A 12,421-nucleotide genomic window follows, 5' to 3' on the forward strand; every position below is an offset into this window, starting at 1 on the left:
TAATGTCCACGACGACACAAACTGCCGCGGCTTCGCCCACGGAGCCCCGCGCCTTTCCGCCAGTCCCCTCCGAGACAGCGACGACCGCGGCCTGGATAGCAGTGTTCGCCGGCATGATCGGCGCCTTCATGGCGATCCTCAACATCCAGATCACCAACGCGTCCCTGCTCGATATCGAAGGCGGGATCGGCACCGGCGTCGACAACGGCGCCTGGATCTCGACGTCCTATCTGATCGGCGAGATCATTGTGATCCCGCTCACCGACTATCTCAGCCGTGTTTTCTCCTTCCGGCGCTACATTCTGGTGAATGCGGTGCTGTTTCCGCTGTTCTCGGCGGCTTGTGCATTCGCTCACGACCTCGGCTCGATGATCCTGCTGCGCGGCCTGCAGGGCTTCGCCGGCGGCGTGCTGATCCCGATGGCGTTCACCATGGTTCTGACCAAGCTGCCCAAGTCGCAGCAACCATTCGGGCTGGCTTTGTTTGCGCTCTCCGTCACCTTCGCGCCGGCAATCGGGCCGACGATCGGCGGCTTTCTGACCGAAAATTATGGATGGCAGACAATCTTCTTCGTCAACACGCCACCCAGCATCATAATGGTCGTGGCACTCTATTTCACGCTCGAAAAGAAGCCCATGCAGCTGTCGCTTCTGAAAGAAGGCGACTGGGCAGGGATCGCTACAATGGCGATCGGGCTGGCTGCACTGCAGACCGTGCTCGAAGAGGGCAACAAGGACGACTGGTTCCAGTCGCCGTTCATCGTAAAGCTCGCCTTGACGGCGGCGGTATTCCTTTCGGCTTTCATCCTCATTGAGCTCAAGGTGGAGAAGCCGCTGGTCCAGCTCCGCCTTCTGAAGCGCCGCAACTTCGGCATCGGCATAATCGTCAATGTCTTGGTCGGCATCGCGCTGTTCGGAACCGTCTATATCCTGCCTCAGTATCTCGGCCAGGTGCAGCACTATAACGCGGAGCAGATCGGCTTGGTGTTGGCATGGACCGGCCTGCCGCAGCTTCTCATAATTCCATTTGTGCCATCCCTGCTGAAGCATTTCAACGCGCGCTCCGTCGGGTTCGTCGGCATCAGTATCTTCGCCGTCAGCTGTTTCATGAACGTTCATCTGTCGCTCGACAGCGCCGGAGATCAGTTCCTCCTGCCGAACATCGTGCGCGCCATCGGTCAGGCGCTGGTGTTGACTCCAATCACCGTCATCACGACCGCGGGCATTTCGCCGAGCGAGGCGGGTGCCGCGTCGGGTCTCTCGAACATGCTGCGCAACCTCGGTGGAGCGGTCGGCACGGCTACGTTGGCCACGGTGCTGACCAAGCGCGAGCAGTTCCACTCCAATGTCATCGGTCAGTCCGTGACCCTGTATCGAGACGAGGTGCGCGACAGGATCGACCAGCTCACACAGTACTTTCTCGCTCATGGGGTAACGGATATGGCTGTCGCACGGCACAAGGCCATCGGCGTGATCGGCGCCACCGTGCATCGCCAGGCGCTCATTTTCGGATTCAGCGACACCTTCGGCGTGATCGGTATCGTCCTCGCGCTTGCCGCGGTCGCCCTCCTCTTCACCAAAAAGATCGAGCTGGGTGGCGGAGGCGGTGCTCACTAATCACGCGGAACAATCCGAAAGCAGCGGCGACATCTTCGTGGAATTATACCGTATGTCGTCGAGTCATCGCAAACTAAGGGCTTCGCCGGCGGCCGAGGCAGCCGCCGGCGAAGCCCAGACTGGTCACGGTCGTTGCCGAATCTCTCGATCATGGGAACATCGGATTCTCACGACAGAGCATCTCGCAGCGAGGCCGTAGGTCTTCGTGCCCGACATCGGGTCGCCCTATTGGGCGGTTGCCGCATCCTCGATGACCTTCGCCACGGCGTCGGGATGCGAGATCATAACCACATGCGAGGCGCCCTTGACGACCACGGTTTCACGAGAATGCGCGCGCTCGGCCATCCAGGCATGCAGTTTCGGGGGGATCGCGGTGTCGTGGTCGCCATAGACGAACCAAGACGGGATGGTCCCCCAGGCGGGGTCCGTCGCCGCTTCGCCGAACGCGATATCGGTGATGGGTCGCTGCGTCGCCGCCGCCAACTTGGCTTCTGCTTTGGGCAGGTCCGGCGCGAAGGCCTGCTGGAACTTGTCTTGCCGAACATAGAGATCGCTGCCACCGCCCGGCAGAGGCACCGGCGTCGCGAGCGTGTCGGGGCCGAGCAGGCTCCCTGGAAACTTGCTATCGAGGCCGCCTGCGCTTTCTCCCGCTTGCGGCGCGAAGGCCGCGACATAGACGAGAGCCTTCACGTTGGCCTGCCCGTTCGCCGCATTGCTGATCACCATGCCGCCATAGGAATGCCCGACCAACACGACCGGCGCCTTGATGGTTGCGAGGAGGCCGTGGACGATGTCGGCGTCGCCTTTGACGCTGCGCAGCGGGTTGGCGGCGGCAACGACCGGATAGCCGTGCTTCTCGAGAATGGCGATGACGCCGTACCAGCTCGACGAATCGGCAAAGGCGCCATGCACCAGGACGATTGTCGGCTTGGCCGGCTGGGCAGTTGCCGTGGCCCCCGTGAGCACGAGACCGGCAAATGCTAGAGTTGCAGCGAGAATTTTCATCTTAGGTTCCTTTTCTTCGACCGATAGGTTCAAACCGGGGACGTTGTCGATGCGATAGCGTCGCCGTGACGCTCGTGCGTCCGCATGCCCTCATTTGATGACGAGCGCCGCGTACCCTGATTTTCCAGGTGATACCCCGAGCGCGGGTGCGATCTAACCATGAGTTGTTTGTCGCGGCGATTGGACGAAGGTGTCGCCGGCTGCCGCCTGCGGCCGGCTCGACGTCTGCCCGCAGGCGCGATCACGCGGGATGCGTGCGAACCGATCGATGGCCGCTCCCCGATGCAGGACCAGCCGCGGCAGCATCCTCACCACCATCCGGCACGCGTCGCGGGTGCCCTGCCCAGGAGAACCCGGCTCACGACCAGAACCCACAGCAAAAGCAGAATGGGAGAGACGAACCGCGAATAGGCCCCATCGGGCGCCCAGATTCCGTGGCCTAGCCATGTGGTACCGCCCAGCAGTCCGAGCACGACAGCCGCTACACCGGCTGCGAAAAGTGCGTTGGAAATCAATCTGGCCCGCCAAAGGCCGAACGCTCCTGACATGATCAGCATCGCGCGTGGAAACGACGTCAGCACACCGAGAACCCACGCGAAGTCGTTCAGTCCGGATAGGAGCGTGTGATCTTGTGAACCGGCGATCGAGTAGGCGAGCGCCGTACCCATTGTTATCTGCAGGAGGATCAGGGCCCCGAGCATGGCGCTGGCGGCGGTCGCGGCCGCGCCCCAGCCATCTTGTCCTGCATCCGCCAAGGTGGTCCGCAGCGCTGCCGCGAACCACAGAAGATTGAGAACCGCCAGGCCGGAAAAAATCGACGCGATCAGGATCCGCGCGCGATCTCCATCGTAGAAAGCGACGAGGGCATCAGCCGACGAACCGACCTGCGGCTGATATCCATGGATCACGTAAGCGATGATGAAGAGGCCGACGGACTGGATGCCGCTAGAGCGCCACAAGCGCTCCCAGAAGGCTGGGGTGACGTACACGCTGGTAGACGGGGTCATCACTGGTGCGGACGTGCTCATGAGTATCTCCGATGGTTCCATTGTGCTGACAAACATTGCGCAAGTGCTCTGGTGAATTCTGGTTTGGTCTCCTCCGCACGGGCGGAGCACAAAGCTTGTCCGGTGGCCCTCAGGTCAGTGATCGTCCAGCTCGCCCAGCAATCCAGCCAAATCCATCTCCGCCTCCCGGGTCTGGAAGCCGCGCTTGAACGCCGACTGGAAGCGGGCCTGGCCCTCTGGGCTGCGTGAGGCCTCGCCAAAGAGGTCGGAATCGCGTCGAAAAGCCTCGACTGGCGCGAGCGCGATGTCATTGACGCGATTCTTGACCATGGCGAGGCTTGCAGCTGGAAATCTTGCAATCCGGTGAGCGAGCGATCCGACGAAATCGCCGAGGACGTCGGCGGGCATCGCGCGATTGATCCAGCCGTACCTCTCGGCCAGATCGGCGTCGAAGTCCCTCGCGCTCAACATAACCTCCAGCGCGCGCGCACGCCCCATCAGACGCACCAGGTGCTGAATGCCTCCTGCGCCGGGGACCGCTCCGAATGCCGCTTCCGGCTGCGCGAAGATCGCTGCCCCCTGGGCGGCGAAGCGCATGTCGCACGCCAGGACAAACTCGCTGCCCGCGGCGCGTACGCGGCCTTCAATCTGCGCGATGGTAACCAGTCGGCTCGCACTCAGCCGGCGGAACATGAGCCCGATCGACGCCTCGCCCGTGAGCTTCGCGGCCTCCTCACGGTACTGCTGGATTTGGGTCACATCGACATGGGGAATGAAATAGTCCGGGTCAGCGCTTCTGAACACGAGCACCTTGATGCCGCTGTCGGCCTCGGCCTGCTGAATGAGGGAAACCAGGTCGCGCACCATCGCCGGCCCCAGAAGGTTCATCGGCGGTGCGGCAATATCCGCGAACAGAACGGCGCCTTCCCTGCGCACCTTGAACGTTTCGAAGACCGCCGTGGCGCCCGATGGCGTGCCGGGAGCCGGAAGGCGATTGTGATCGATGCGGTCGGCCACGTCGAATGTTTCCACTGGATGGCTCCAAATTTTCAAGACGTCGAAAGGCGGCTGAGCAGCGCGAGCCTTGCGGGCGCCGCGCTCAGCACGAGTGCCGAAGTCCGATGCTGGTCCTGATGCGTGCGTGGTGACCCCGTTTGGGGACCGGATATTTCCGCAGAGATTTTGGCAGGCCTAATGTGATCGCTTGGAGGCCCGCCAGCAATTGCACCTAGGTATCGGCCAGACCAGCAAGCGGCGGCGCTGCCGGGCCAATGTGCGAGATTCAACAGCCGGCGGATCGCGGAAACAGCCGCGCTGGAGCTGAAGGGCGATGGAAGCTAAGGCGCCCAAGAACGGTGCTAGCGCGGCAAATGACAGCGAAACGGCCGCATTCCCATCAGTGGCCGCCCTCGATGGCTTCCTCAGCTCGTCCAGCGGCGCTAATTGTGGCCGGGGTCATCTGTATGCCGGTGGCCAAGCCTGGATTGATCTGTTCCGGCTCCGGGGCCGCTTCCGCTTCCCATGCCGGGACAGATTGCGACGGGTCACCGTCGGTCGGGGCGGTGGCAACACAGTCTGGCCGCACCGAGGGTCCGTCCAGAACGTTCAACACGCTCGCTTGCGCCCGGTCGAACCAGGTCGAGCGATCGGAGGCGTCCCGGACCGTCACGGTGGCGGTCATGCCGGATACGAGCGGCACACCGGGCGGCACTTCGTCGATGGCAATGCGCACCGGAACGCGCTGCGCCAACCGCACCCAGGTATAGATCGGATCGACGTTTGGAAGTCCCTGTGCGCCGGCGGTTGCGTTGGCGACGCTGAGGCCACGGGTGATCGTATTGACATGCCCGATGATCGGCGCCTGGTAGCCGATCAATTTCGCCTCGACGCGAGCTCCGGTACAGACTCGCGCCATCTTGGTCTCTTCAAAATATCCGTCGATCCAGAAGCTGTCGGTGTCGATGATCGAGACGTTGGTGATGCCCTGGCGAGCATAGTCGCCGGCGCGCAGCAGCAGGTTGGTCACGTATCCGTTCACCGGACTGCGAACCTCGGTGCGCTTCAGATTTATGTCAGCCTGGGCGACCTGCTGCTGCGCGGCTTCGAACGCGGCCTCGGCCTGAATCGCATTGCCGGCGTAGATTTGCTGCTGCTCGGGAGTTGTGGCAACGCTCGATAATTTACGCTGTCGTTCCGATTGCCGCTCCTTCACCTGCAAATCGGCGGCTCTTTGCTGCAGCGTCGCCCTGCTGGTGCGCAGAGCCACGTTAAAATCGAACGGATCGATCACGTAGAGGAGATCGCCTTTGTGCACGAACTGATTGTCCGCAACGTGCAGATCCTTGATCCGGCCAGAAACTTCGGGAGCCACGCTCGCGACCTGAACGCGGACACGCCCGTCTCGCGTCCATGGGGCCGTCAGATAGTGGTCCCAGGCCAGAAGGGAAACCAGCACGGCGGCCAGCGCCACGACCAGAGTGGCCAGCCGCTTTGCCGTTGCGAGCAACGCTTCTTGCACGGGATGTCGCTTCTGCACGGGGCCACCTTGCGGCACGAGAGCCGTCTGAGCACGGTCTTGCGGTGGGGCCGGCGCAAGAAGGTAGAGGTTCTCGGTCGGTGCTGCCCCCTCTGTTTGCGTCGATGGAGGACTAGGTGACTCCGTCGCCTGGACCGCCGGCGTTTCCCGGACAAGATCCATCTTGAGCTGCGTTTCCATTGACATTCTCCATCAGGCCAGAAGCACAAGGGCTCCGAGAACGGTCACATAGAGGCTGAACTCGGCGATCGACACGTGGCTGAAAATCCTAGCGAAGCCGATGAGGTGCAAGACCGGCCGAAGCACCAGCACGATAGCGAGCGCCGCGACCGCGTAGACAACGAAAGGAGCGAACAGGACTCCGCCGATCACGAGTTCATGAAAGTCGTGCGTCATGACCCGCGTCCGTAAATATCGGGAGCGTCGGTGGGCGGCCGGTCGAGAACGGCATTGGCAATGACGAGCGTCGCACTCGTCGCGGCTGCGACGTCGCCAGCCCCGGCACGCCCACTCAGGCTGTGGGCGGAGGCGCGGATGTATTGTGGATCAAGCGCGGTCAGAGTTGCGTGCGCCTGCTCGACCAAGCCAGCCGCCGCGCCATGCGTCGGCCGAGCAAGCTGGGCTGCGCGCAAGCGGATCACCGCTGCTTGATCGAAGCAAGCCAGCGCTTGCTCGACGGAAGCTCGGTACTCCGCATCGGTCGGGCCGGCCGCGGCGATCTGTCCGACCCGTACGGCATCGCGAAAGGCAGCCTCTTCGGGCGCGTAGCGTTGATCCGCGCCACCCGACAGCAGGCGAATGTCATCTCGAGCCGATGCAAGCAGCCAGCGCCTGCGCTGGCTGTCCGATATGGGAGGAATGAGGTATTGGGTCGCGAGCAACAAGCCCGTCGCGACACAGATAAAGAATGAAATGAAGAGGAACGACTGCGGATTGTAAGTTTGCGGATTGCTCGCCGCCAAGATGGCCGAAATGAAGATCAGGTTGATTTTGCCGAGGCCGGACAGGATCGGGTTTGACAGGGTCACCAGGAGCGCCGCTCCGATCAGGAACGGAGCAAGGCCGATCGCCAGCAGCGGGAAGTCGGACACGCCATTGAGAACGAAGAATTCGAGGATGCCGGCCAGAGCGACCGCGATCGGTGCTCCGACAAAGGCGATCGCGGCGAATGCCCGCGGCGCAGGCGTCGTCGCGCTCAGTCCCAGGGTGACCGCGACCAGCGAGAGCGCGGAACTCGCGCTCGGCCAGCCCGCCAGAACAAAGAAGAGCGAAGCTGCCGCGACGCATGCTGCCGCCCGGATACCGTTTTCCATCGCCATGCGCTGCGAGCGGTAGAGCGGCGCCCGCCATGACCACGGTGGACGAACGGCGGATTTCAGCGCGGAAAAATGCAGGCGAACCTGCGTGTCCCGCCGCAGCAGTTCCTGCAGCGCCCATCCAGATGATGTCGACGCGGCGCCGGACAAAACGAGGTCATCCTCGTTCAGCGGGGTCCGCAAAGGCTCGCCGGCATCCAAATCGAACAAGGAAGCCAGTCGCTGGCGCAGAGCTGGATCGAAGGTCGCGGGAAGCACCTCCAAGGCACGCACAGCTTGCAACTCGGCTATAAGCGCGACCATCGCGCTCCGAGCCGCATCGCTTCTCACGGGGCCGCTGCTCGACTCCGTGGCGAGGCTTGAAATATCCGGGCGCAGCGCGACGATCGCTCTGATCAAGGTCGCGACCGCCACCGTATCGGTGGCCTGGCCGCGAATGGCGGCTCGCGCATAACTTCGCACCCGGCGGTGAAGGACCGCGAGTTGTGTTCCAAGTTGCGGATGACGGTCGGGGGCCAACAGCAGATCGTTCACGAGCGTGATCGACAGCACCCCCACCGCAATCGCGGCACCGCGCTCCATTGCTGCTTCAAAGACACTCTGTGGATTGTCGATCTGCTGGATGGCGATGAACGCGACGGTGTATCCCGATAGGACCGCTGCGTAGGCGCGGTACCCGTCGAGCAGTCCGCACGCATAGATGCAAAGGCCCATCCATGCCGCGAATGCCACGAGCAGCAACTCCCTCGTCTGGGAAAGCGAACCCACGATCGCGATCGAGGCGACCACCCCGATGACAGTCGCAATCAAGCGATAGCCGGCCTTTTCCAGCGCCTGCCCGCGCGTCGGCTCCGCCAAAATCATCACGGTGAGCATGGCCGAGGACGGAACCTCGAGCTGGAGCCAGAAACTTACCAACAAGGCGACGATCGCGGCCATCCAGATGCGGACCGCAAAGGCCCATGACCAGACAGGAAATCCGGCGACAGTGAAGGGCGATTGTGCCGTGGTTGCGCTCACGTCCGAAATCCAATCTTGAGAAATTCCCCGCGGCCCGCGCGCTCGCGCAACCCTGCGCCTGACGGCGCATCTGAGGTGGGAAGATCGAGATCGATGACCCGAAAGAGCCGGTAGAAGGACGTCAAGGTCGAACCTCCTAGAAAGCCCGCCGACCGCGGCGAGGCCGTTGCATGGCTCCGGATCATCCGAGGACCACACCAACGATCGAGAACGCGATCCACAATCCGAACAGCGGCATGAGTATCCATCGCGCCTGGCTGACGCTGGTCTCCCTGGGCGCTCTGATTGTCATGGTGTCGGAATTGAAAAATCGTCGATCGTTCATGGCGCATCTCCTCTGTCGGATACGCTAGAGATCGACTTAAGGCGCCCGCAAATCTATCACACGATGGTGTTGGCAATACTTTTGGATTGGTCCGCAACGAACCAATATCAAGGCATGATGGAGGATCGGAGGGCCGACGCGGGTCCATTTGTTGGGCAATTTGGACTGAGTCGACTTGGACTAAGTGAGGAAGCGGCAGCCACCGATACCTTCGCTCAATTGACCGCCCTTGGGACCGTTACCACTCTCAAGGCAGCCAAACTCAAGCCAGCCAAATTCAAGGAGCCCGACATGAGCACTCTCGCAGCAACCAAGGAAGTTTCAACTGGGGCCGCCACTGCGCCCCGCGTCGACTTGAAGTTGGAAGTCGTCGTCATCCCTGTGTCCGACATCGATCGTGCCAAGGCCTTCTATACGGGCCTCGGCTGGAGGCTCGACGCCGACTTCGTCAAAGGTGATGCGTTCCGGGTCGTGCAATTCACGCCGCCCGGTTCGCTGGGTTCGATCCACTTCGGCAAGGGTCTCACTTCGGCCGCGCCAGGATCGCAAAATCTCTATCTCGTCGTATCCGACATCGAGGCCGCACGCGCCGCGCTCATAGCGCGCGGCGCCGGTGTAAGTGAAGTGTTCCACCGCGCCGCCGTTGGCGGCCCTGCTATTCCGGGCGTTGATCCGGAGCGCCGCACCTACAACTCGTTTGCCACCTTCCGTGATCCGGACGGCAACAGCTGGCTGCTGCAGGAGATCACCACCCGACTCCCCGGACGCGTGGACTCGGGCGACACAGCGTATAGTTCGGCGGGCGAACTCGAGGCCGCGCTGCTACGCGCGGCGACCGCCCATGGCGAGCACGAGAAGCGCGACGGTGGCCGCCACGATGTGAACTGGCCGGCATGGTACGCCGAGTACATGGTCGCCGAGCGGGCCGGCAGGCCGTTGCCGCAGTAGGATTCCTGGCATCAGCAGTCCGTTGGCCTGCTTGCCAGCCGCTCACGCGGCAAGCGTTGGCGACGATCCGGTCGGCGGCATCGGCCGGAAGCGCGTCGATGAACATCCGTTTGAAAGCGTGCGCCGGGAACGGGGCGCGCTTTTGCCGTGCCTTGCGATCATGTCGATTCTTCAAGCCGACTGTGCATTGCCCGAACCGATCCGAAAGTATTACCGATACCAACGTGCAATGGATTTGCCTCGGCCGACAGTCGATTTGTGTAGCGCATCGTAACGCACCGACCGAAGAGAGGAGCACGTCATGTCACCCATTTCGCTATCGCCCAACCGGCGCGAAGTTCTCGCTGCCACCGCCGCCGCCGGGGTCATCAGCCTGCTGCCTCAGGCGCTGCATGCGGCGACTGACGCGGAGGCGATCCGCCCGTTCACTTTCAGCTTTCCGGACGAGGACCTCGCCGATCTCCGCCGGCGCGTCGCCGCAACCCGCTGGCCGAAATCGGAAACGGTCGCGGACGCGAGCCAGGGCGTGCAGTTGTCGACGATCCAGAAAGTCGCGCGGTATTGGGCGACGGACTACGACTGGAAAAGGTGCGAAGCGCAATTAAAGGCCCTGCCCCATTTTGTGACCGAGATCGACGGGCTTGACATCCACTTCATCCACGTCCGTTCGAAGCATGAAAATGCGTTGCCGCTCATCGTCACGCATGGCTGGCCCGGCTCGATCATCGAGCAGCTGAAAATCATCGATCCCTTGACCAATCCGACCAAGCATGGCGCGAGCGCATCGGATGCGTTCGACATCGTGGTTCCGTCGCTGCCGGGCTACGGATTCTCAGGCAAGCCAACCGTCACAGGTTGGGACACACCACGCATTGCACGCGCCTGGGTCACGCTAATGAAGCGGCTCGGCTACACGAATTTCGTCGCCGCTGGCGGCGACGTGGGCGCGCAGGTCGGCGACGAATTGGGCGTGCAGGCACCTCCCGGATTGCTTGGCGTTCACTCGAACATGCCGGGGACCCTTCCTGCCGATATCTCCAAGGCGCTCAATCTTCACGAGCCGGCGCCCGCCGGGCTCTCCGCCGACGAGCAGAATGCGTGGAACCAACTCGAACTCTTCTACAAGAAGGGGTTGGGCTACGCCAACGAGATGTCACTACGCCCCCAGACGCTATACGCGCTCGAGGATTCGCCGGTTGGCCTGGCGGCCTGGATCCTCGATCACGACGCGGGCAGCTACGCGATGATCGCGCGCTCGATCGACGGACAACCCGAAGGCCTCACCCCTGACGACGTTCTCGACAACATCACGTTCTACTGGTTGACCAAGACGGCGGTGTCATTGGCGCGTCTCTACTGGGACGCCAGCGCCACGGCGAAGAAGGGCTTTTTCGACGTCAAGGGCGTGAACACCATCCCATTCGCGGTGAGCGCGTTTCCGGGCGAGATCTATACCGCCCCAAAGAGCTGGGCGGAAAAGGCCTACCCCAAGCTCATTCATTACAACAAGCTTCCCAAAGGCACGCACTTCGCTGCCTGGGAACAGCCGCAATTCTATTCAGAGGAAGTTCGCGCAAGTTTCCGGCAGTTGCGGTCAGCCTGAGATCCCCCCGAGCGGAACATGAGTGTTCCGCTCTCCTCCCGGGACGTGGAGCGGGACTGCAATCCCGCTCCACGTTGCCCTAGTCTTGACCAAGCGCCGCTGGTTCGAAATCGATGACGTCGAGAGGTCGCGCTGGAATTCTTGAGCTGAACACGCTATATGACCATCTACATGGTCAGGAGAATGGCATGGATGAGATCAATCTGGCAGACGCCAAGGCCCATCTGAGCGAGTTGATCGACCGGGTCGAGGCGGGCGATTCAATCAACATCACCCGGCGCGGCAAGCCGGTTGCACGGCTCACCGCCGTGGCCAAGCCTCGCAAACCAATCGACGCTGCCGTGCTCCGGTCTCTGACGGCGATTATGCAACCGCAGACTGAAAGCGCTGCTGATCTGGTGCGAGCGATGCGGGACGGCGACCGCTACTGATGCTTTATCTCGACACGTCGCTGATCGTCGCGGCGCTCTCCAATGAAGCGATGACGCCGCGTGTTCAGGCCTGGCTGGCGGAGCAGGATGCGGCGCAGCTTCTGATCAGCGACTGGACCATCACCGAGACGTCTTCGGCCATGGCGATCAAGCTGCGGACCGGCCAGATCAGCCTGGAACAGCGCGCCGGGGTGCTCGCCATGTTCAACAAGCTGGTCGCCGAGAGCTTCACCGTGCTCGGCGTGACGGGCTGGCAATTCCGGACCGCGGCGAAATTTGCCGATCAGCATATGCTTGGGCTTCGAGCCGGCGATGCGCTGCATCTCGCCATTGCATCGGAGCATGGCGCCACAGTGCACACGCTCGATCAGCGGCTCAGTGAGGCCGGTCCAGCGCTTGGGGTGCCGACGCAGTTGCTGACATGAAGCAGGCCCTCTCGCTGCTTTTACCTGTCACTCCCACTCGATTGTTTTGACGCGGTTAGGCCCTTTACCGCGTCTTTTTGGGTGTGGGCCCTAGCACTATCACTACAGTGCATTCGCCGGAACAGAAGCAAACAACTGGAAACAGGCTGAGTGCCTGGGCCTAATCAAGCAGCGCTGCTAATTGCGCGC

At 62.4% G+C, this 12,421-nt stretch carries 12 protein-coding genes; 5 read left to right on the forward strand and 7 right to left on the reverse strand.

The window, feature by feature from the left end:
* The first annotated feature begins 2 nt into the window (after window positions 1-2).
* On the forward strand, window positions 3-1,616 hold the full coding sequence (locus tag FJ548_RS00340; RefSeq protein ID WP_140608572.1) for an MDR family MFS transporter: 1,614 nt from the start codon (window positions 3-5) through the stop codon (window positions 1,614-1,616).
* 225 nt (window positions 1,617-1,841) lie between these two features.
* On the opposite strand, the gene FJ548_RS00345 is transcribed toward FJ548_RS00340, so the two are convergent.
* The 7 genes from FJ548_RS00345 to FJ548_RS29720 all read right to left on the reverse strand — a co-directional run bounded on the left by FJ548_RS00345 (window position 1,842) and on the right by FJ548_RS29720 (window position 8,825).
* Window positions 1,842-2,621 (reverse strand): alpha/beta hydrolase, encoded by a 780-nt coding sequence (locus tag FJ548_RS00345; protein WP_140608570.1) that lies wholly within the window; start codon window positions 2,619-2,621, stop codon window positions 1,842-1,844.
* 308 nt (window positions 2,622-2,929) lie between these two features.
* Entirely contained in the window at window positions 2,930-3,649 is a 720-nt protein-coding gene (locus FJ548_RS00350; protein WP_140608568.1) for a hypothetical protein, read from the reverse strand.
* A gap of 114 nt (window positions 3,650-3,763) precedes the next feature.
* Entirely contained in the window at window positions 3,764-4,660 is an 897-nt protein-coding gene (locus FJ548_RS00355; RefSeq protein ID WP_140608566.1) for an enoyl-CoA hydratase/isomerase family protein, read from the reverse strand.
* Window positions 4,661-5,024: 364 nt separating this feature from the next.
* A complete protein-coding gene (locus FJ548_RS00360) occupies window positions 5,025-6,344 on the reverse strand; it encodes an HlyD family secretion protein (RefSeq protein ID WP_246671456.1) in 1,320 nt (439 codons plus the stop codon).
* Between the two features lie 12 nt (window positions 6,345-6,356).
* Window positions 6,357-6,560 (reverse strand): DUF1656 domain-containing protein, encoded by a 204-nt coding sequence (locus FJ548_RS00365; RefSeq protein ID WP_140608564.1) that lies wholly within the window; start codon window positions 6,558-6,560, stop codon window positions 6,357-6,359.
* Window positions 6,557-8,500, reverse strand: a complete 1,944-nt coding sequence (locus FJ548_RS00370; RefSeq protein ID WP_246671455.1) for an FUSC family protein — start codon at window positions 8,498-8,500, stop codon at window positions 6,557-6,559. Before FJ548_RS00370 ends, FJ548_RS00365 begins: the two co-directional genes overlap by 4 nt.
* Window positions 8,501-8,681: 181 nt before the next feature.
* Entirely contained in the window at window positions 8,682-8,825 is a 144-nt protein-coding gene (locus FJ548_RS29720; protein ID WP_181165559.1) for a hypothetical protein, read from the reverse strand.
* A gap of 291 nt (window positions 8,826-9,116) precedes the next feature.
* Between FJ548_RS29720 and FJ548_RS00375 the strand changes: the two genes are divergently transcribed.
* The 4 genes from FJ548_RS00375 to FJ548_RS00390 all read left to right on the forward strand — a co-directional run bounded on the left by FJ548_RS00375 (window position 9,117) and on the right by FJ548_RS00390 (window position 12,232).
* Window positions 9,117-9,773: a VOC family protein gene (locus FJ548_RS00375; RefSeq protein WP_140776183.1), complete on the forward strand. Its 657-nt coding sequence runs from the start codon at window positions 9,117-9,119 to the stop codon at window positions 9,771-9,773.
* A 301-nt stretch (window positions 9,774-10,074) separates the two neighbouring features.
* Complete coding sequence (locus FJ548_RS00380; protein ID WP_140776185.1) at window positions 10,075-11,376, forward strand: epoxide hydrolase family protein; 1,302 nt, start codon at window positions 10,075-10,077, stop codon at window positions 11,374-11,376.
* A 188-nt stretch (window positions 11,377-11,564) separates the two neighbouring features.
* Entirely contained in the window at window positions 11,565-11,807 is a 243-nt protein-coding gene (locus FJ548_RS00385; RefSeq protein WP_140776187.1) for a type II toxin-antitoxin system prevent-host-death family antitoxin, read from the forward strand.
* Complete coding sequence (locus tag FJ548_RS00390; protein WP_140608556.1) at window positions 11,807-12,232, forward strand: type II toxin-antitoxin system VapC family toxin; 426 nt, start codon at window positions 11,807-11,809, stop codon at window positions 12,230-12,232. Before FJ548_RS00385 ends, FJ548_RS00390 begins: the two co-directional genes overlap by 1 nt.
* Window positions 12,233-12,421 lie beyond the last annotated feature (189 nt).

Source organism: Mesorhizobium sp. B2-4-17, from assembly GCF_006441275.1.
GTDB lineage: Bacteria > Pseudomonadota > Alphaproteobacteria > Rhizobiales > Rhizobiaceae > Mesorhizobium.

Bases quoted from the DNA above. Each gene is read 5' to 3' on its own strand.
- FJ548_RS29720 (WP_181165559.1), bottom strand. From the start codon at position 8,825: ATGAACGATCGACGATTTTTCAATTCCGACACCATGACAATCAGAGCG.
- FJ548_RS00350 (WP_140608568.1), bottom strand. From the start codon at position 3,649: ATGAGCACGTCCGCACCAGTGATGACCCCGTCTACCAGCGTGTACGTC.
- FJ548_RS00365 (WP_140608564.1), bottom strand. From the start codon at position 6,560: ATGACGCACGACTTTCATGAACTCGTGATCGGCGGAGTCCTGTTCGCT.
- FJ548_RS00375 (WP_140776183.1), top strand. From the start codon at position 9,117: ATGAGCACTCTCGCAGCAACCAAGGAAGTTTCAACTGGGGCCGCCACT.
- FJ548_RS00380 (WP_140776185.1), top strand. From the start codon at position 10,075: ATGTCACCCATTTCGCTATCGCCCAACCGGCGCGAAGTTCTCGCTGCC.
- FJ548_RS00360 (WP_246671456.1), bottom strand. From the start codon at position 6,344: ATGGAAACGCAGCTCAAGATGGATCTTGTCCGGGAAACGCCGGCGGTC.
- FJ548_RS00390 (WP_140608556.1), top strand. From the start codon at position 11,807: ATGCTTTATCTCGACACGTCGCTGATCGTCGCGGCGCTCTCCAATGAA.
- FJ548_RS00340 (WP_140608572.1), top strand. From the start codon at position 3: ATGTCCACGACGACACAAACTGCCGCGGCTTCGCCCACGGAGCCCCGC.
- FJ548_RS00385 (WP_140776187.1), top strand. From the start codon at position 11,565: ATGGATGAGATCAATCTGGCAGACGCCAAGGCCCATCTGAGCGAGTTG.
- FJ548_RS00345 (WP_140608570.1), bottom strand. From the start codon at position 2,621: ATGAAAATTCTCGCTGCAACTCTAGCATTTGCCGGTCTCGTGCTCACG.